The 19380-nt window shown below is 69.8% G+C and carries 15 protein-coding genes; 3 read left to right on the top strand and 12 right to left on the bottom strand.

The features are described from left to right. Positions 1–4: 4 nt before the first annotated feature. The 9 genes from J4E04_RS11630 to J4E04_RS11590 form a co-directional block, all read right to left on the bottom strand. Positions 5–898, bottom strand: a complete 894-nt coding sequence (locus J4E04_RS11630; RefSeq protein WP_490148657.1) for a 3-methyladenine DNA glycosylase — start codon at positions 896–898, stop codon at positions 5–7. After that, complete coding sequence (locus J4E04_RS11625) at positions 895–1983, bottom strand: hemolysin family protein (protein ID WP_222645175.1); 1089 nt, start codon at positions 1981–1983, stop codon at positions 895–897. The genes J4E04_RS11630 and J4E04_RS11625 overlap by 4 nt, the downstream gene beginning before the upstream one ends. After that, positions 1976–3373 carry a hemolysin family protein gene (locus J4E04_RS11620; RefSeq protein WP_490148656.1) on the bottom strand — a complete coding sequence of 466 codons (1398 nt, stop codon included), beginning with the start codon at positions 3371–3373 and terminating at the stop codon, positions 1976–1978. The genes J4E04_RS11625 and J4E04_RS11620 overlap by 8 nt, the downstream gene beginning before the upstream one ends. A 356-nt stretch (positions 3374–3729) precedes the next feature. Further along, the gene (gene guaB1 / locus J4E04_RS11615; protein ID WP_222631279.1) at positions 3730–5166 is read right to left on the bottom strand and encodes a GMP reductase; all 1437 of its coding nucleotides are present in this window, start codon (positions 5164–5166) and stop codon (positions 3730–3732) included. A gap of 58 nt (positions 5167–5224) precedes the next feature. Further along, positions 5225–6088, bottom strand: a complete 864-nt coding sequence (locus J4E04_RS11610) for a DMT family transporter (protein WP_490148655.1) — start codon at positions 6086–6088, stop codon at positions 5225–5227. Positions 6089–6096: 8 nt separating this feature from the next. After that, positions 6097–7545, bottom strand: a complete 1449-nt coding sequence (gene gndA / locus J4E04_RS11605) for an NADP-dependent phosphogluconate dehydrogenase (protein WP_056444455.1) — start codon at positions 7543–7545, stop codon at positions 6097–6099. Positions 7546–7609: 64 nt separating this feature from the next. Then, entirely contained in the window at positions 7610–9151 is a 1542-nt protein-coding gene (locus tag J4E04_RS11600) for a DEAD/DEAH box helicase (protein ID WP_051613283.1), read from the bottom strand. A 284-nt stretch (positions 9152–9435) separates the two neighbouring features. Further along, positions 9436–10389, bottom strand: coding sequence for a M56 family metallopeptidase (locus tag J4E04_RS11595; RefSeq protein WP_027505428.1), 954 nt, complete (start codon positions 10387–10389; stop codon positions 9436–9438). A 42-nt stretch (positions 10390–10431) separates the two neighbouring features. Further along, positions 10432–10821, bottom strand: coding sequence for a BlaI/MecI/CopY family transcriptional regulator (locus J4E04_RS11590; RefSeq protein ID WP_027505427.1), 390 nt, complete (start codon positions 10819–10821; stop codon positions 10432–10434). A gap of 130 nt (positions 10822–10951) precedes the next feature. Here J4E04_RS11590 and J4E04_RS11585 point away from each other — a divergent pair, with 130 nt between their 5' ends. Both J4E04_RS11585 and J4E04_RS11580 read left to right on the top strand, forming a co-directional pair. Further along, entirely contained in the window at positions 10952–12250 is a 1299-nt protein-coding gene (locus tag J4E04_RS11585; protein WP_490148654.1) for an alpha/beta hydrolase, read from the top strand. Continuing rightward, on the top strand, positions 12247–14850 hold the full coding sequence (locus J4E04_RS11580; RefSeq protein WP_490148653.1) for a bifunctional lysylphosphatidylglycerol flippase/synthetase MprF: 2604 nt from the start codon (positions 12247–12249) through the stop codon (positions 14848–14850). Before J4E04_RS11585 ends, J4E04_RS11580 begins: the two co-directional genes overlap by 4 nt. 3 nt (positions 14851–14853) lie before the next feature. Here J4E04_RS11580 and J4E04_RS11575 read toward each other — a convergent pair whose 3' ends face one another. From J4E04_RS11575 to J4E04_RS11565, 3 genes are all read right to left on the bottom strand, one after another. Next, positions 14854–15711, bottom strand: a complete 858-nt coding sequence (locus J4E04_RS11575) for an ABC transporter ATP-binding protein (RefSeq protein WP_056444458.1) — start codon at positions 15709–15711, stop codon at positions 14854–14856. Continuing rightward, complete coding sequence (locus tag J4E04_RS11570; RefSeq protein ID WP_081821226.1) at positions 15708–16736, bottom strand: FecCD family ABC transporter permease; 1029 nt, start codon at positions 16734–16736, stop codon at positions 15708–15710. Before J4E04_RS11570 ends, J4E04_RS11575 begins: the two co-directional genes overlap by 4 nt. A gap of 65 nt (positions 16737–16801) precedes the next feature. Beyond that, positions 16802–18337, bottom strand: coding sequence for a FecCD family ABC transporter permease (locus J4E04_RS11565; RefSeq protein WP_222637501.1), 1536 nt, complete (start codon positions 18335–18337; stop codon positions 16802–16804). A 172-nt stretch (positions 18338–18509) separates the two neighbouring features. Here J4E04_RS11565 and J4E04_RS11560 point away from each other — a divergent pair, with 172 nt between their 5' ends. After that, positions 18510–19223, top strand: coding sequence for a hypothetical protein (locus tag J4E04_RS11560; protein WP_490148652.1), 714 nt, complete (start codon positions 18510–18512; stop codon positions 19221–19223). Positions 19224–19380 lie beyond the last annotated feature (157 nt).

Genomic DNA, 19380 nt, shown 5'->3' with positions numbered 1-19380 from the left:
ACCGTCAGCGCAGATCGGCGAGCAGGCCGCCGATCGCGACTCGCAGAGCGGCTCCTCGTTCCGCGATCGCCGACTGGGCGCGCACGTACTCGGCGCGCCCGGTCGGGGTCTCGACACGCACGGGGGAGTAGCCGTACGCCGTGAGGTCGTACGGGCTCGCCCGCATGTCCAGTTCACGCGCCGTCATCGACAGCGCGAAGCAGTCGAGCAGCAGATCGGACGGCAGCAGCGGTCCGAGCTTCGCCACCCACTTGTACAGATCCATCGAGGCGTGCAGGCAGCCCGGCTGTTCCGTCAGGAGCCGGTGCTCCGGCGTCAGCTCGAGCGCGTTCCGCGGGACCGCGTCCGGGGTGAAGAAACGGAACGCGTCGTAGTGGGTGCAGCGCAACGGCATCGACTCCACCACCGCGTCGGTGCCGTCGTGACCGAGGCGCAGCGGCACGTCGTGACGCAGAGCCTCGTCCCCGCCGCGGTAGACCATCGCCCACTCGTGCAGACCGAAGCAGCCCAGCTGCGCCGGGCGGGTGGCCGTCCGGCCGATCAGGGTGCTCACGAACTCGATCGCGGACGACCGCCGGTCGAGGAACTCGGACGACACCGTGACGCCGGGTCGCCCGCACACGGCGACGTCCACGTACCCGGAGCGTCCGCGGTAGTCCTCGATGCCCGGCCCGGTCAGTACCGAGCCGTGACCGGGGTGCCACCGGCGCAGATGGCCCGGCTTGAGGCTGTAGTAGGTGAAGAGGAAGTCGAGCACCGGATGCGGCTCGCCGACCGCGCGCCGCTCCAGATAGGCACCGATCATCTCGTCCACCCGCTCGCCGTGAGCGTGCCGCCGAGGATGCCACGCGTCCGGTCCGAGAACGACGAGATCGGTGTCCGACACGACGGACGTCACGGCGCGTCGGGCCCGGGGACGACGTCCTCCACGAGGTGGGTGCCGTCGCGCACCGTGCCGACGAACTCCTCGACGAGGTCCTCGAGAGCGACGATGCCGATGGTGCCCTTGCCCGTCTCCACCACGGCGCCGAGGTGACTGCGTCGGCGGCGGAGACCGGCCAACGCCTCGTCGAGAGGGGTGCGCGCGTCGATGATCGGCAGAAGGCGGACGTCCGAGCGCGGGATGATCGTCCCCGAGTCGGCCAGCGGGTCCGCCATCAGATCGAGGACGTCCTTGATGTGGAGATACCCGATCATGCCGTCGGTCTCGTCGCGGACCGGGTACCGCGAGAAACCGGTCTCGCGGACCGCCTCCTCGATCGCACCCAGCGTGGGTCCCTTGGGTCCGCAGACCACCGTGCGGGCCTTGTCCAGCGGGATGAGGACCTCCCGCACGGTGCGACCCGACGTCTCGAGAGCCTGCGTCAGCCGGCGGTGCTCCTCCTCGTCGATGAGTCCCTCCGAGCGGGACTCGCCGATCATGTCGGAGAGCTGGTCCGCCGACACCGACGAGTCCAGCTCGTCCTTCGGCTCGACGCGCAACAACCGCAGTGTGCCGTTGGCGCACAGGTTGTAGAACGAGATCAGCGGCTTCGCGACGCGCAACCACCACAGATGAACGGGCACCAGCAACATCGCCGTCGCTTCCGGTCCGGCGATCGCGATGTTCTTCGGCACCATCTCGCCGATGAGGATGTGCAGGATCACCACGATGCCCAGGGCGAGGGCGAACCCGATGGGGTGCAGCAGGGAGTCGGGTACGCCGAGCAGCTCGAACGGACGCTCGATCAGGTGGGCCACGGCGGGTTCCGCCACGCGCCCGAGCAGGATCGAGCAGATGGTGATGCCGAGCTGCGCGGCCGCGAGCATCATCGACAGGTTCTGACCGGCCTCGATGACCGTCTGAGCCCGTTTCTTGCCCTGCACCACCAGACTCTCGAGGCGGTCGCGGCGTGCCGAGATCAGAGAGAACTCGGCACCGACGAAGAAGGCGTTGAGGAGCAGGAGGACGACCGCGAGGCCGACGGCGAGAAGGTCACCCATCGAGGTCCTCCCGGTCGTGCTCGCGGACGGTCTCGGCGCGCAGCCGGGTGATCTCGTCCTCCGCGGCCGGGCGAACGAGGATCCGGTCGATCCGGCGCCCGTCCATCGCGTCCACGCGCGCGACCCAGCCGCCCTCGTCGGACTCGAGGTCTCCGCTCGGGGGCGGCAGGATGACCTGGTCGCCGGCGTCGGGGATGCGTTCGAACTGCGTCAACACCAGGCCACCGAGGGTGTCGTACTCGCCCTCGGGTGCCGCGTACCCGGTGAACTCGGTGACCTCGTCGATGCGCAGGAGTCCGGAGCAGAGCCACCCGTCGGCGACGCGTTGGACGTCGACCTCGCGGGTGTCATGCTCGTCGCGGACGTCGCCGACGATCTCCTCGATGAGGTCCTCCATGGTGACGATGCCCGCGGTGCCGCCGTACTCGTCCACCACGATGGCGACCTGCATGCCGTCGGCGCGCACCCGTTCCATGACGGTATCGCCGTCCAGGCTCGAGGGGACGTTGGGGACACGCTGCGCGAGGGAGCTGACCGTCGTTCCGGCGCGGCGCTCGGCGGGCACGGTGAACGCGTGCTTGATGTGGACGACGCCCACGGTGTCGTCGAGGTCGCCGTTGACGACGGGGAACCGGGAGAACCCGGTGCGGGCCGCGGTGTCGATGAGGTCGGCGACCGTGTCGTCCGCGGCGAGGGTCTCGATCTTCACGCGGGGGGTCATCAACTCCTCCGCCGTGCGCTCGCCGAACTGCAGCGAGCGGTCGACGAGGAGAGCGGTGCGCTGGTCGATGGAGCCGTGTTCCGCGGAGGAGCGCACCAGCGACCCGAGTTCCTGGGGCGAGCGCGCCGAACGCAGTTCCTCCGCGGGCTCGACGCCGAGGCGGCGGACCACCCAGTTCGCGGAACCGTTGAGACCGTTGATGGCCCAGCGGAAGACGAGGGAGAACCCTGCCTGCAGGCCGGCCGTCGCCCGCGCCACCTTCATCGGATTGGAGATGGCCATGTTCTTGGGCACCAGCTCGCCGAACACCATCGACGCCGAGGTGGCGATGATGAGCGCCAGCACCAGAGACACGGCGCCGGCGAGCGAGTCGGACGCACCGAGCGCCGTGGCGGCGGGGGTGATGAACCGCGCCAGCACCGGCTCGGCGATGTAGCCGGTGATCAGCGTCGTGATGGTGATGCCGAGCTGCGCACCGGAGAGCTGGAACGACAGCGTCCTGTGCGCGTGCTGGACCTGGCGGGATCGCATGTCACCGTCGCGGGCCGCCGCGTCGACGGTGCTGCGTTCGAGTGCGGTGAGGGAGAACTCCGCGGCGACGAAGATCGCCGTTCCCGCCGTCAGCGCGACGAAGCCCACGAGGGACAGGATCGGAACGAGAACGGTCACGAGGGACACACCTCGCTGCGACTCGAGGTGGTCGTCGGGAAAGCGCCGGGTGAGCCCGGCGACCTAGAGGAGCCCTCCGGAGAGAGACCGCCGGACGACTCCCCGTCGGGGGAGGGGCGGTCTCGGGACGGTCGGTCCGGGGACGGAGTGCCGGCCCCGGGGGTCGGCGTCGTCGTGGGTGCCTCGGGCACCGGTGTCCTTCCTGTCGTGTGGCGTTCGCGTGGAGGCGACGCCTGCGCCGCAGAATCGGCGCGTGTCACAGCAGTACCCGCTCGGGGGCGCCGCTATCGCACACATCGTATCGTCGCCGACCCGGAATCACCGAGTCGGCGGCGTGAGCACGAGTGCGGCCGAGATCACCAGCCGGACGGGAGCGGCCGCCCCTCGGCGAAGCCCGCCGCAGACTGGATGCCGAGCACGGCATCCCGATGCAGCTCCTCGAGCGAGCGCGCACCGGCGTACGTGCAGGTGCTGCGCACACCCGCGCAGATGTGATCGATGAGGTCCTCGACACCGGGCCGCTCCGGATCGAGGCGCATCCGCGAGCTGGAGATGCCTTCCTCGAACAGGCCCTTGCGCGCCTGGTCGAACGCACTGTCCGCCGCGGTGCGTGCGGCCACGGCTCGCTTCGACGCCATGCCGAAGCTCTCCTTGTAGGCCACCCCGGCGGCGTCGACGCGGAGATCTCCGGGCGACTCGTGGGTGCCGGCGAACCAGGACCCGATCATGACGTTGGAGGCACCCGCAGCGACGGCGAGCGCGACGTCGCGGGGATGTCGGACTCCGCCGTCGGCCCACACGTGCTTGCCCAGCTCGCGCGCCGCGGCGGCGCACTCCTCGACGGCCGAGAACTGCGGGCGGCCCACGCCGGTCATCATGCGGGTGGTGCACATGGCGCCGGGGCCCACCCCGACCTTGACGATGTCCGCGCCGGCCTCGATCAGGTCACGGGTACCCGCTGCGGACACGACGTTGCCGGCGACCAGGGGCACGCCCAGATCGAGCGCCGCGACGACGGCCAGCGCATCGAGCATCTTCTGCTGGTGGCCGTGGGCGGTGTCGAGCACCAGGACGTCGGCCCCGGCCTCGACCAGGGCGGCGGCCTTCGCGCCCACGTCACCATTGATGCCGACGGCGGCGGCGATGCGCAGGCGTCCGTCGGCGTCGGTGGCGGGCCGGTAGATGCCGGCGCGCAGCGCACCGGTGCGGGTGAGCACTCCCGCGAGTGCGCCGTCCGGTCCGGTCAGCACGGCGAGGTTCTCGTGCCGGGCCTCGAGCTGCTCGAAGATCTCGCGGGGACTCGTGTCCACGGAGGCCGTCACGAAGTCCTTGTCCATCACCGTCGAGAGGCGCGCGAAGCGATCGACGTCCGTGCACGCCGCCTCGGAGACGATGCCCACGGCCGTGTCACCGTCCACGACCACGACGACGCCGTGGGCACGCTTGGGCATGAGGGCGAGAGCGTCGGAGACCGAGTCCTCCGCCGTCAACACGACCGGGGTGTCCGCCACCAGGTTCCGGCTCTTGACGAAGGAGACCGTCTCGGCGACGGCCGCGGTCGGCAGGTCCTGCGGGATGACGACGATGCCGCCGCGTCGCGCGACCGTCTCCGCCATCCGGCGGCCGGCCACGGCGGTCATGTTGGCGACGACGATGGGAATGGTGGTCCCGGAGCCGTCGACACTCGCCAGATCGACGTCGAAACGGGACGTGACCGTCGTGTGGTTCGGGACGAGGAACACGTCGTCGTACGTCAGGTCGTAGGGCGGGCGCTGGTCGCGAAGGAAATGCACGGGACGCCAGCGTACGCGACCGACGGATATATCTTGCGGCGGCGACGTCGAGGGTGGGTCAGACAACAGGGACGGCGTCGTCCGCACGCCCCTGCTCCCGCGAGAGAACCACGGTGGTCACGATCATGACGATCACGGCGGAGGCGACGACCACGCCGCGCAGTCCGTCGAGGCGGAGCCGTTCGTCGAGCACCACGATGCCGAGGAACACCGCCGCCAGCGGCTCGCACACGGTCACCGCCGGCAGCGACGCCGCGAGCGGACCGGCCTGGAAAGCACGCTGCTGCAGGTAGAAGCCCGAGACTCCCGCGGCGATCAACGCGTACGTCTGCCACGCCGTGAGGGCGCCGAGCAGATCGGACTCCACCAGGTCGGTGACGTACTTGGTGAACGCGACGGCGACACCGAACAGCAGCCCACCGCCGATTCCGAGCAGCAGCGCCGCACGACCGGGCTCGCGCGTGAGCACACCGGCGACGGCGCCGACCAGCGCCACCGCCACCACGGCGGCCAACGGCGGTGCCCACACCGACAGCGGCGCGTCGGCGGTGCCCTCGGTGGGGTCGCCGACCGCGACGAACGCCACCAACGCGACCGTGAGACCCACGGCCGAGATCCAGGTGGCGCGCCGCATCCGCAGACCGGAGTACTTCGCGGCGAGGGGAAGCGCGAACAGCAGCATGCTGACGAGCAACGGCTGCACCACGGACACCGACCCGACGGCCAGGGCGGCCACCTGCACCAGGTAGCCGCCCAGGTCGCCGACCACCCCGGCCCACCACCGCGGGCTGCTCACGAGACCCGAGATCAACGAGTCCCCGTCCGCGACCGCCGACGCCGCCGTCTGCTGAGCGACGGCGGCGCAGGCGAAGAGAAATGCCGCGACGAGCGAGAGCCCGACCGCGAGCACGGACGAACTCACGGCGGAGGTCAGGCCTCGATCTCGGACCGGTCCTCGCTCCACAGGGTGTGGAACTTGCCGTCGGCGTCGATGCGCTCGTAGGTGTGCGCTCCGAAGAAGTCGCGCAGACCCTGCGTCAGCGCGGCGGGCAGACGTTCGGCGCGCAGTCCGTCGTAGTACGACAGGGCGGAGGCGAAGCCGGGCACCGGGATTCCGAGGAGTGTCGCGGTGGACACGACGCGACGCCAGCTGTCGACGGCGTTCTCGACGGCGTCACGGAAGTACGGCGCCAGCAACAGCGCGGGCAGTTCCGGGTTCTCGTCGTAGGCGTCCTTGATGCGGTTCAGGAACCGGGCCCGGATGATGCATCCTCCGCGCCAGATGGTGGCGAGATCGCCGGGGTGCAGATTCCAGTCGTACTCGGCCGAACCGGCGGCGATCTGATCGAAGCCCTGCGAGTAGGCGACGACCTTGGAGGCGTACAGCGCGGAACGGATGTCCTCGGTGAAGGTCTCGATGTCCTCGGGCTTCGCCGAGAGCGTTCCCGACGCCAGACCCTTGGACGCCTCGCGCTGGCCGCGCGCGCCCGAGAGTGCTCGGGCGAACACCGCCTCGGCGATGCCGGTGACGGGGACTCCGAGATCCAGCGCGGACTTGACGGTCCAGCGACCGGTGCCCTTCTGCTCGGCGGCGTCGACGATGACGTCGACCAGCGGCTTCCCGGTCTTCGCGTCCTTGTGGGCGAGCACCTGCGCGGTGATCTCGACGAGGTAGCTCTCGAGGTCGCCCTCGTTCCACTGGCGGAAGACGTCTGCGACCGCGTCCGGATCCATGCCCAGCGCGTCGCGTAGCAGGTTGTAGGCCTCACCGATGAGCTGCATGTCGGCGTACTCGATGCCGTTGTGCACCATCTTCACGAAGTGCCCGGACCCGTCGGGGCCGATGTGGGTGCAGCACGGGGTGCCGTCCACGTGTGCCGAGATCGACTCGAGCAGGGGCCCGACCGACTCGTACGACTTCGCGGGGCCGCCGGGCATGATCGAGGGGCCGTTGAGTGCACCCTCCTCGCCGCCGGAGATGCCGGCGCCGACGAAGAGAAGGCCGCGGTCCTTCAACGAGGACTCGCGGCGGATGGTGTCCGTGTAGAGGGCGTTGCCGCCGTCGATGATGATGTCGCCCTCGTCCATGACGCCGGCGAGTTCCTCGATGACCGCGTCCGTGGGATCGCCGGCCTTGACCATGATGACGACCTTGCGTGGCTTCTCGAGGCTGGCCACGAAGTCGTCGATGCTCTCGGACGCGACGAAGGTGCCGTCACTGCCGTGCGCGTCGAGCAGAGTCTGTGTCTTGGAGTAACTCCGGTTGTGCACCGCGACCACGTGTCCGTGGCGGGCGAAGTTCCGCGCCAGGTTGGACCCCATGACAGCGAGGCCGGTGACACCGATCTGGGCGAGAGGTGAAGAATCCGAGGAAGTCATTCCCCCAGCTTTCCCTGCCCGGCCCCGACGCGAAAGTCGGGGCCGGACAAGGACGGGAGAGCTGTCAGTCGCGCGCGGTGCCCGCAGCACGGCTGCGGAACCCGCCGGTGCGCGAAGCCGTTGCGCCCGTGCGGTTCTCGTCGCGGCCCTTGTAGCCACCGGTGGATTCGCCGCCGCGGTAGCCGCCGGTGCGGTTCTCGTCGCGGCCCTTGTAGCCACCGCTCGACTCACCGCCGCGGTACCCACCGGTGCGGTTCTCGTCGCGACCCCGGTATCCGCCGGAGTCGCCGCCGCGGTAGCCACCGGTGCGCGGGGATCCCGAGGCGCCGAAGCGCGAGGGGCCACTGGGACGCTCGCGACGCGGTGCCTCACGCACCGGCTCGCCGGACGGAGCCTTGGCTCCGGTGATGGAACCGAGCTCCACCGAACCGGGGGAGACGTCCACCGAGGTGACCTTCACCCCGGCCTGGCCGGTCAGCCGGCTGATGATGCGGCGCTGGTTGGGCAGCGCGATGGCGACGACGGTGCCCGCCGCACCGGCACGTGCCGTACGGCCGGCGCGGTGCATGTAGTCCTTGTGATCCGCGGGCGGATCGACGTGCACGACCAGGTCGATGCCGTCGACGTGGATGCCGCGTGCGGCGACGTCGGTGGCGACGAGCACGGGGGTGCGGCCGCTCTTGAAGCGGTCGAGCACGCGGGTGCGCTGGTTCTGAGCCTTGCCGCCGTGCAGCGACTCGGCGTGGATGCCGACTGCGCGCAGGCGATCGGTGATGCCGTCGCAGCCGAGCTTGGTGCGGGCGAACATGATGGTCCGGCCACCCTCGCGAGCGGCGATCTCGGACAGGACGATGTCCTTCTGTCCACGGCCGACATTGAGGATGTAGTGATCCATCGACTCGACGGCGGCCTTGCTGTCACCGGTCGAGTGCTGGACGTGGTCGGCCAGGAACTGGCGGACCAACGACTGGACCTCGCGATCCAGCGTGGCGGAGAACAGCATGCGCTGGCCACCGTTCGCGGTCTGTCCGAGGATGTCGCGCACCTCGGGCAGGAAGCCCATGTCGGCCATCTGGTCGGCCTCGTCGAGTGCGGTGATCTCCACTGCCTCGAGGACGCAGGTGCCCTGACGCAGGTGATCGCCGAGGCGTCCGGGGGTGGCGACGAGAACGTCGACACCGCGGCGGAGCTGATCGGCCTGACGACCGAACGGGGTGCCCCCGACGGCCGGACGCACGCTCAGTCCGAGGACGGTGGCGTAGGACTGCAGCGAGTCGACGACCTGGAAGGCGAGCTCGCGGGTGGGGACCAGCACCAGTGCGCGGGGACGCTTCGCGGCGGGCTTGGTACCGGTCGACGCCAGGCGGGCGAGCATCGGCAGACCGAACGCGAGCGTCTTGCCCGATCCGGTCTGTGCGCGGCCGAGAACGTTACGGCCGGCGAGGGCGTCGGTGATGGCCATCTTCTGGATGGGCGAGGGAACGGTGATGCCGTTCTTGGCGAGCGCCGCGACGATGGCCGCGGGAAGTCCGAGGTCGGAGAACGTGGTCTCGGACGCCTCGGGAGTGCTGGTGGCAGAAACAGAAACGGGGGTGGCGCTGGTCAACGCGGTGGTACCTCTCGGGGTTGCAGGCGCGTCGGTGCACAGCAACGATGAATCACCGCGCAGCGTGACGAGCCAGGGCACACATCACCTGGTCATCGATGCGCAAGCGGAGCTCGGGCGCAATGTGAGGTGTCTTGTCACCGGTACGACTCCGTGGCGTCCACGAGGGGACGGATCGGAGCGACGGCGAAATTTGTGCCATATCGACTAACGGATGGTTCTGATGAACCACGGGTAACACTACGCGACGAGTGGTGCCGATGCCGACTCGTGTGAGCCAGTAGTCACGAACCGTGTCGTGCGAGGCGCGTCAGCTCGGTCAACCACGGCACGGCGACGTAGATGGTCGGCACCACGAGGATGGCCGCCGACGCGAGATAGGCGAGAGTGGCGACACCCGGGGTGGAACCGGGAGTGGCCAACCGGCGCACCCGCACCAGCGTGCTCGGCCCACCCGCGGCCAGAGCTCCCCGCGGCGCCGACGATCCGGAGCAGGCCACGAGAGCGCGGGCGAGGGGACGAGGGCCCGTGACGCGCACCGCGGAATCGTCCGCGAGCAGCTCGACCAGCAGCTGCACCGACCCCAGCGCGGACCGGCTGCGCACGACGTGCGGGAACGCCTGGTTGACGGCCATGAACGCCTCGAGAACGAGATCGTGCCGCGCGCGCAGGTGGGAGCGTTCGTGGGTCAGGATGGCGGCCAGCTCGTCGTCGTCCAGGTTGGACAACGTGCCCTCGCTGACCACGACGCGTTGCCGCAGTCCGGGCAGGCAGTAGGCGATGGGGTCGAGGCTCTCGAGGACCCGCACGTCGGTTCCGTGGGCACTGGTCTCGCCCGCACTGCGATCGAGGATGTCGACCAGCGTGCGGTGTCGCGCACGCCGTCGTCGGGTCTTGATCGCCACCAGGGACGTGGCCCAGACGAGCCGCGCACCGATGACGAGGGTGATCGCGAGCACCGTCACGTAGAGGATCCACAGCGGGAGGCCGAGGGCGTCGATCTCGGCCGTCGGCGCCGTGGTGGGCCGGCCGTCCGGTCCGGGGACGAGCAGCTGGCTCGCGATCGCGAGACCGGAACTGAAGGCCGAGAGCACCGCGGCGAGTGCGATCGCCTGCCACAGCACCAGGGCGGCGCGCGGTGTCCGGTGCGGCCATGTCGCACGGGACAGCATCGCGGGAACCGGTCCCGTCAGGATCAACGCGAGTACCGCGAAGACCAGTGCTGTCGGTGCGTTCATGTCCTCACCGTCGTGTGGGAGGGAGCGTCGAGGGTCGAGAGGTCAGGCGTTGGAGGAACCGTCGTCCTGCGTCTCCAGTGCCGCGAGGGCCTCCCGGAGTGCGGCGGCCTCGTCGGCGCCGACCCGACCCACGAAGTGGACCAGGGCAGCAGCGCGTCCGCCGGAGCGGTCGGCCTGCTGGAGGGCGTCGACCATGAGGCTGGCGACAAGCTCTTCGCGCCCATGTACCGGAGCGTACCGATGCGCGCGGTCGTCCCGCTGCTGGGTGACGAGCTTCTTCTTCGCCAGACGCTGCAGGACCGTCATGACCGTCGTGTATGCGAGCTCACGCTTCGACGCCAGTGCCTCGTGGACCTGACGGACGGTCTGCGGCTCCGAACTCGACCACAAATGTTCCATCACTGCTCGTTCGAGATCGCCCAGGCCTGCCATTCGTCAGATGATACGGCCACTCCGACGCAAATGCGTACTACACGATGTAGCAGCGGGTCGTCGCACGTCGGCGCGCGTCCACCGGCGCGGAAACACGCGTCGAGAACTTCTGCGCGACTACTGTTGCGCCGTGGCATTCGTCGACACGTCGTTGGTCAGTGGACCGGTCCCGATCGTCGTCACGGTCGTCGGAGTGCTCGGGCTCGTCTGGCTCGTGCTCGCGCGGCGTCGGCGGCACCTCACCCGCGCCGTCCCGGTGGCCGTCGCGGTGGCGGCCGTCCTCACGGTGGCGGCGTGGTTCGGCATCGAGAAGATCTGGCGGGTCTTCCCCGATCCCGTCGAGACGTCGGTCTACGTCTGGGTCGGTCTCGGAGTCCTGGGTCTGTTCCTCCTCGTACCGCGGATGCTGGCCGCGACACGGTGGTGGACCCGCGTGGTGACCGTGATCGCGACGGTGGCCGTGGTCGCGACGTCCGCGCTGCAGGTCAACCTGGTCTTCGACGCCTACCCCACCGTCGGTACCGCCCTGGGGATCTCGTCCGTGCAGGAAGTGGACGTCGACGACGTCACCGGCCGCACAGCGGACCCGATCACCGGTACACCTCTCGCGAGCGTGTGGACCGCCCCCGCCGACATGCCGACCGGTGGTCGCATCCTGGACACGCCGATCCCGGGCACGGAGTCGGGTTTCTCCGCCCGGAACGCGAAGGTCTACCTGCCGCCCGCGTACTTCACCGCACGCCGGCCGCTGCTGCCCGTCCTCGTGCTGCTCGCCGGCCAACCCGGAGCGCCCGACGACTGGCTCACCGGCGGCCGGTTGGTCCAGACGATGGACGCCTACGCCGCCGATCACGCAGGTCTCGCACCCGTCGTGGTGGTGGCGGACGCGACCGGGTCCACCATCGCCAATCCGCTCTGCGTCGACTCTCCGCTCGGCAACGTGGCGTCCTATCTGGCGAAGGACGTGCCGGCGTGGGTGAACGCGACCCTGCAGGTGGACACCGATCCGGCGCACTGGGCGATCGGCGGGCTCTCCTACGGCGGTACCTGCGCCATGCAGATGACCACCAACTACCCGCAGCTGTACCCGACCTTCCTCGTTCTCTCGGGGCAGCTCGAACCGACGTTGGGGGACAAGCAGCGCACGCTGGACGCGGCGTTCGGCGGAAGCGAGGCCGCGTTCGAGGCCGTGAACCCGATGAACCTCATGGCCACACGCCAGTACCCCATCAGCGCCGGCGCCTTCGTCGTCGGCGCCAGTGATCCCGATTACCAGAACTCGGCGAAGCAGCTGCTCGCCGCCGCACAGAAAGCCGGAATGGACGTGCGTTATGCCGAGGTCCCGGGTGGACACAGTTACGAGACGTGGTCTGCGGGCCTGAAGCTGGAGCTGGACTGGCTCTGCACCCGGCTGGGGTTGACGTCGTGACCGATCCGTCCGCCGCAGGATCTCCCGCGCAGGGTCCGGTCGCCCGTGCGCGGACCGACATCGCCGCGTGGTGGGGACGAACCGGTCGCCAGGGCGCACGGTTGTGGTCCACGATCGCCTACGGCGCCAAGGGGGCTCCGATCAGCCTGGCACTGCTGGCCGTCATGTGGGTGGGGCTGATCGTGCTCTCCCTCACCACGCGCAGCTATCGCAGCTTCCTCGACCACCACACCGCGCTGGGCATCGTTCCGATCGAGAACCTGCGGCTCTGGACCCCCGTCACGTCGGGGCTCTTCGCCGTGGGGGTGGCCGCCTTCGTCGTCGCCACCGCGTTGTTCCTGGTCGTGGCAGCGCCGATCGAGCACCGGATGGGTACTCGGCGCTTCGCGGTCGCCGTCCTGGTGACCCAGGTGGGCGGCTCGCTGCTGGGTCTCGCGCTGGCCGCTCTCGGGCAGTTGCTCGACGAGGGGTGGGGCTTCCAGCTTCATCTCGGCGTCACCTCGGGCCCCACGGCCTGGATCCTCGGCACGCTGATGGTGGCCAGCGCGAACATGGGAACGCTCTGGCGTCGGCGGGTGCGGGTGGGCCTCGTGGCGCTGACCGTCGTGATGGCCCTGTTCGGTGGCCATCTCGCCGACATCACCGCGCTCGGCTCGGTCGTGGTCGGCGCAGTGGCGGGTCCGTTGATCGTCGGACGATCCTCTCGCGCCATCCATCTCGCCGGTACCCGCCGCGAGGGTCGGGTGCTGGTGGCCCTCATCGTCGCGGCGTCCGCGATCGGCCCGATGATCGCTGCCTTCTCGCCCAATGCGGTGGGCCCGTTCGCCGTCCTGCGCGAACTGTTCCGCAGCCAGGAGTGGACGCTCGACGAGGTGAACCTGGTCTGTGGTGCAGATCCGGGGTCCACCGACTGCCGACGCGGGCTGCTCGATCTCCGACTCGGCGGAGTGGGACCGGTGCTGGCCAGCGTCATGCCCTCGGTCTATCTGCTGGTCCTCAGCGACGGACTGCGCCGCGGGCGTCGGTTCGCCTGGATCGGTGCGATGGTCTCGCAGGTCGTGCTCCTGGCCCTGGCGCTCGCCAACTACCTGATCCGCTTCGCCGATCTGGACAACGGCGACACGCTGTTCTACGGCGTCGCAGATCCGACGCTCTACCGCACCGCCGTCCCGTTCGTCGTCCCCCTGGCGGTCATGGCACTGCTGGTGGTCACGCGCACGAACTTCGACGTGTCCGCGCCTGCCGGTACGTACACGCGACTGTGGGCCACCGTGGTCGGGGCCGGCGCGGTTCTCGCCGTTCTCTACGTCGCCGTCGGCGCGCTGATCCGGTCCGGCTTCGACGGCAGCCCGGGAGTGCTGACGCTGCTCGGCGACTTCCCGCAGCGGCTCGTGCCCCCGGTTCTGCTGCAGTGGTTCGACCCGCCCTTCCTGCCGACGAGCTGGCTCGCCACCGTGCTCTACGAATGGACGGGCATCGTGTTCTGGGCGGTGCTGGTCGTCGCGACTGCGGGATCGTTCGTGAGACCGGCGTACGGCGTGGAGACCGACGCCACCGAGCGCGCCCGGGCGGTGCTGACGAGCAGCAGCGGCAGCGCCCTGTCCTGGATGACGACGTGGCGCGGCAACCGGTACTGGTTCTCGCCCGACGGTCGCAGTTACGTCGCGTTCCGGGTGATCTCGGGTATCGCTCTCACCACCGGCGATCCGGTGGGTCCGCCCGCGGACCGGGAGGCGGCCATCGTCGGCTTCTCCGAGTACGCCGCCGCGAACGGATGGTCGCCCTGCTTCTACTCGGTGACGCCGGACGTCGCGGCGATCACCGGCGCTCTGGGCTGGGAGAGCATCCAGGTGGGGGAGGAGACCGTGCTCCCGCTCGCGCATCTCGCCTTCACGGGCAAGAAGTTCCAGGACGTCCGCACCGCGGTGAACCGGGCGAAGAAGGCCGGTGTCGAGGCCGAGTGGATCTCGTTCCCGACGGCGCCGCTGGCGATCACGGACCAGATCACCGCGATCTCCGAGGAATGGGTCGCCGACAAGGGCATGCCCGAGATGGGCTTCACGCTCGGCGGCCTGGACGAGGTCGACGATCCGCAGGTCCGGTGCCTCATCGCCGTGGACGAGCAGCGCACCGTGCACGGCATCACCTCGTGGATGCCGGTGTACCGCGACGGCGTCGTCGTGGGCTGGACCCTGGACTTCATGCGCCGTCGGTCCGAGGGCTTCCGGCCCGCGATGGAATTCCTCATCGCGTCCGCCGCACTGTCCCTGCAGGAGGAGGGCGCGCAGTTCCTCAGTCTGTCGGGAGCGCCGCTGGCCAAGGTGGGCGATCCGACCGAGGACACGGCGCAGACGTCGACACTCTCGGGGATGCTCGAGCGTCTGCTCGACGTCGTGGGCCGCACGCTCGAACCGGTCTACGGCTTCCGGTCGTTGCTGGCGTTCAAGTCGAAGTTCCAGCCGGTGTACGAGCCGATGTACATGACGTTCCCCGATCCGGCTGCGCTACCGAGCATCGGCAACGCCATCGGACGGGCCTACCTGCCGGACGTGTCCTTCGGTCAGAGTGTCCGGCTCGTGAAGACGATGATCGACCGCTGACCGTCAGGCCGGTCGGATGCCGGCGCCCGCCCGGACGTGGCGGGTGCCGATGGGCACGATCAGCGGACGATCGGAGACCGGGTCGTCGATGACGGCCGCGGACAGGCCGAAGACGTCGAAGAGCATCTTCTCGGAGATGACCTCGGACGGCGTACCGCTGGCGACGATCGCTCCCTCGTGCATGACCACGAGACGGTCGCTGTAGCGGACGGCCAGGTTGAGGTCGTGCAGCACCATCACCACGGTCCGGCCCATCTCGTCGTGCATCCGGTCCACCAGGTCGAGGACCTCGATGGAGTGCGCGAGATCGAGGTAGGTGGTCGGCTCGTCGAGGAGCAGGACGTCGGTGCCCTGCGCCAGTGCCATGGAGATCCAGGCACGCTGGCGCTGTCCTCCCGAGAGCTGGTCGACGGGACGTTCGGCGAGATCCTCGATACCGGTGAGCTTCAGCGCACGCGCCACCTCGGACTCGTCGTCGCGGGACCACTGCCGGATCCAGGACTGGTGGGGATGGCGGCCTCGTGCCACCAGGTCCGCCACCGTCAGCCCCTCCGGAGCGATCGGCGACTGCGGGAGCACCCCCAGAGTGCGCGCGACGTCGCGGGTCTTCATGTGGCCGATCGCCTTGCCGTCCAGCGTCACCTGGCCCTGGCGCGGGGACAGCAGGCGGCCGAGAGCGCGCAGCAGAGTCGACTTGCCGCAGCCGTTGGGTCCGATGACCGTCGTGACGACGCCGGTGTGGATCTCGAGGTCGAGCCCCTCGATGATGATGCGGTCGCCGTAGCCGACCGAGATGTTCTCCGCGGCGAGACGGTGCGGAGGTGTGGCTCCGGTGATCTCCGGATGCGCGTGCACGCTCATACTGTCGCCTTTCGGTTGACTCGGACCAGCAGATAGAGGAGGAAGGGTCCGCCGAGGACGGACGTGACGATGCCGACGGGGAGCTCGACCGGCAGAATCGTGCGCGCCACCAGGTCGGAGCCCACCACGGTGACGGCGCCGGTGAGGGCCGAGGCGATCAGCGGAGGCTCGGCGCACCGGGTCAGCCGCAGAGCGATCTGCGGCGCGGCGAGGGCCACGAAGCCGATCGGGCCGGCGACGCTCGTGGCGATGGCGGCCATCGCGACCGAGATGACGAGCAGGACGGCCTGGGACCGCTGCACGTCCACGCCCAGCGAGCGGGCGGTGTCCGGTCCGAGCCGCATGGCGGACAGTCGGAACGACATGATCACCGAGCCCGCTCCGAGAACGACCACGGCGGCGGTGACGGGCCACACCTGCGACCACGTGGCGCCGGACAGCGTCCCGGTGAGCCACAGCTGGGCGCGGGTGACGTCGGTGATGTCGGCATTGACCAACATCCAGCCGATCAGCGCGACCATCATGGCGTTGATCGCGATGCCCACGAGCACCAGCCGCATGCCCTGCACTCCGCCCCGCCACGACAACAGGTACACCAGCGCTGCGGTGAGCAGCCCGCCGACGAGAGCGGCGAGGGTCACGCCGAGCGTGGCGAACAGGCCCACGGCCGTACTGGTGCCGCTCAGGACGATCAGCGAGATGGCGGCGACGCTCGCGCCGGACGTGATGCCGAGAATGTCCGGGCTCGCGAGTGAGTTGCGGGTGATCGACTGCATCAACGCGCCGGAGACGGCGAGCGCGGCGCCGACGAGCGCGCCCGTGAGGGCACGCGGCAGGCGGAGGTCCATGACGACGAAACGCTCGATCCGCGAGCCGCCGCCCACCAACACGTTCACGACGTCCGGGATCGACAGCGGGTAGTCGCCGCGCCCGACGTTCAGACAGAACACGAGGAACAGCACGATCGCGAGGGCGAGGGTGACGAGCACCCTGGCGGGGCGACGCACCGTCGACAGCGGTCCCATGCGGAAGGCCGGGCGACCCGCCACCGACGGCGCGGTCGCCGCGGAACGGACGGTCGGGTGCGCGGTCACAGCGACACCAACGTCCGACGGCGTACCAGGGCGATGAAGAACGGCGCGCCGATCAGCGCGAGCACGATGCCGACCTGCAGTTCACCGGGCCGCACGACGACGCGACCGATGACGTCGGCGAGCACGAGCAGGACACCGCCCAGCGCGCCGGCGAACGGGAGCAGCCAGCGATAGTCCGGGCCGGTGATGGCACGCGCGATGTGGGGCACCACCAGTCCGACGAAGGCCACGGGCCCACACGCAGCGGTCGCCGCGCCGGTCAGAAGTGTGATGGCCACGATGCCGACGACGCGCGTGAGGGTGATGTTGGTGCCCAGTGAGCGGGCGACGTCGTCACCGAGGCTGATCGTGTTGAGGGCCGGCGTGCCCGCGACGGCGATGATCAGCCCGATGACGATGAACGGGAGCACGGTCCAGAAGATGTCCGGCCCGCGTCCCGAGACGGAGCCGACGACCCAGAACCGGTAGCTGTCGAGGGTGGTCTGATCGAGCAGCACCACCGCGTTGGTCATGGCCTGCAGGAAGAACGCGATCGCGGCTCCCGCGAGGGCCAACGACAGCGGGTTGGCCCGCGCCCCGCCCAGAGACGCGGTACCGAACACGACGATGCTGGCCGCGGCAGCGCCGGCGAAGGCGAACCAGAGGTAGCCACCGGGGGACGTGATGCCGAAGAGGTAGATCGCCATGACGACGAAGAAGGCGGCACCGGCGTTGAGGCCGAGCAACCCGGCATCGGCGAGCGGATTGCGGGTGTGGCCCTGGATCAGGGCGCCGGCGACGCCGAGTGCGATGCCCACGACGAGTCCGAGGATCGTGCGGGGGAGGCGTAGCGACCGGACGATCACGTCGGTGTCGGTCCCGGTGGCGGAGAACAGCGCATGGAAGATCTCGGCGAAGGTGAGCGGCCGCGCACCGACGGCCACGCTCATGAGCGCGACGAGCACGATGGCGGCGACGAGGATGATCAGTCCGGAGGTTCGGCGTCGACGGGTCGCTGCCGAGGAGGTGTCCGGAGCGACCGGTTCGAAGTCCTCCGCGACCGCGACGGTGAGCCGGACCGTCTCGACACCGGGCTTCCGACGCAGCGTCAGAGCAGGTCGGACGCCCACCGCGTCACCGGTCTCGGCGTCCCGCAGCACGAGGGCGAACAGGGACTTTCCGACGCTCTGTCCGGCGCGACCGTCCCGGAACCCCCGGTTCCACACCAGCACACCCGCGGCCGCGAGCACCGCGATGACGCCGAAGACCGCGCGGTCGACCTGGCCGCCGCCGTTGTCGTCGGCGAGCGATCGGACGACGACGAGGCCGAGCACGAGGGGGAGCAGGACGACACCGACGTCGACCGCCGAGGCTGCCGCGACGGTCACCCGGCCGGGCGCCCGCCGATCCGCGTCGGCGATCGAGTAGTCGCGATCGGGACGAACCGTGGTGCCGGGCTCGGGGAGGTCGTTCGGGCCGGGGTGAGATGCGAGAGGTCCGGACGCGGTGTCGGTCACGCGGTCCTCCTCGATCGGTGTGGTGGTGTCTCTCATGGAAGGTTACGCAAGCCTAAGCAGTCGTGTGGCGGCGCGGTCTCGCGGTGATGCGAACCACACCCGGTTGTCTTCGATGTATTGGTTAGGCTTACCTTATGACTTGACCGGTCGCCTCGACCGGTCGGTGCGTGTCACCGTCCGGGCACCTGCAGACGAGGAGTTCCATCCGATGACAGTCACGATCGACACCGTCGTCTCACCGCACGATCGTCGAGCCGCGGTGTCCACCGCCTTCCGGCACACCATGACCGCTCTGCGACACCTCGATCCGGAGGCCCCCCGCGTGTACGCCGTCGCGGACATGGCCGAGCAGAGCAAGCGTCGCTGGTGGTCGTTCGCCACCGGGCTCGAGTCGGGCCGCTTCGACGCCCTGCTGCGCCGGTCGTCGCTCGACCATCCGGACCCGCGTCGTGCGGTGGACCAGGTGGCGGCCGCACTCGTGCACGCGGTCGTGGGACGGTCGGCCGCGGCGTTCGTCGGATGTGGACGGGTGTGGGACCCCGGCCCCGAGAATCTCTGGATCCATCTCGACAGCGACGTGGGCATCGACTGGGCGGGCGTGCGGGACACGGCGCTGCGCTCGGTGTCCGGCTCGGGCGCGACCGCGGGAACGGTGGTCATGCCGTGCGACGAGGCGCTCGCGGCCTGGACCGCGCATCGCGCTGCTCGCTCGCTCGAGGTCGCCGCGGCAGGGTTGTCCGCGCTCGGTCCTCTGGACGCCACGCAGATGAGCCGCATCGTGGGCGAGTCGGTCCTCGGCGCCTCGGCACGAGTTCCGTTGCTGGGTGGCGTGTCTCGTGACGGCGGCTGGCGCAGGGGGCAGATGCTCCTCGATGCGTTCGTCGACGCGGGGTGGCGCGTCCGGTTACGGCGACCTGCGTGACTTAGGCAAGGCTATCCTGTATAGTCCGAGCCACACGAACTTCGGATCGTGCCGACGTCCTGAGGGCTGCAGCGACGTCGGCGTCCGTGCCCCGGCGGGCCTCGCGACACACTGCGAGGCCCGCCGCTTCGTGTCCGTCCACGTGATTCACTGAACG

It is taken from the genome of Rhodococcus sp. NFXS4, from assembly GCF_058139645.1.
The sequence above is the reverse complement of the archived record's forward strand: the minus strand, read 5'-3'. Positions and strand labels throughout refer to the sequence as shown.

Bases quoted from the DNA above. Each gene is read 5' to 3' on its own strand.
- J4E04_RS11625 (WP_222645175.1), bottom strand. From the start codon at position 1,983: ATGGGTGACCTTCTCGCCGTCGGCCTCGCGGTCGTCCTCCTGCTCCTC.
- gndA (WP_056444455.1), bottom strand. From the start codon at position 7,545: ATGACTTCCTCGGATTCTTCACCTCTCGCCCAGATCGGTGTCACCGGC.
- J4E04_RS11595 (WP_027505428.1), bottom strand. From the start codon at position 10,389: ATGAACGCACCGACAGCACTGGTCTTCGCGGTACTCGCGTTGATCCTG.
- J4E04_RS11590 (WP_027505427.1), bottom strand. From the start codon at position 10,821: ATGGCAGGCCTGGGCGATCTCGAACGAGCAGTGATGGAACATTTGTGG.
- J4E04_RS11575 (WP_056444458.1), bottom strand. From the start codon at position 15,711: ATGAGCGTGCACGCGCATCCGGAGATCACCGGAGCCACACCTCCGCAC.
- J4E04_RS11570 (WP_081821226.1), bottom strand. From the start codon at position 16,736: ATGGGACCGCTGTCGACGGTGCGTCGCCCCGCCAGGGTGCTCGTCACC.
- J4E04_RS11565 (WP_222637501.1), bottom strand. From the start codon at position 18,337: ATGAGAGACACCACCACACCGATCGAGGAGGACCGCGTGACCGACACC.
- J4E04_RS11560 (WP_490148652.1), top strand. From the start codon at position 18,510: ATGACAGTCACGATCGACACCGTCGTCTCACCGCACGATCGTCGAGCC.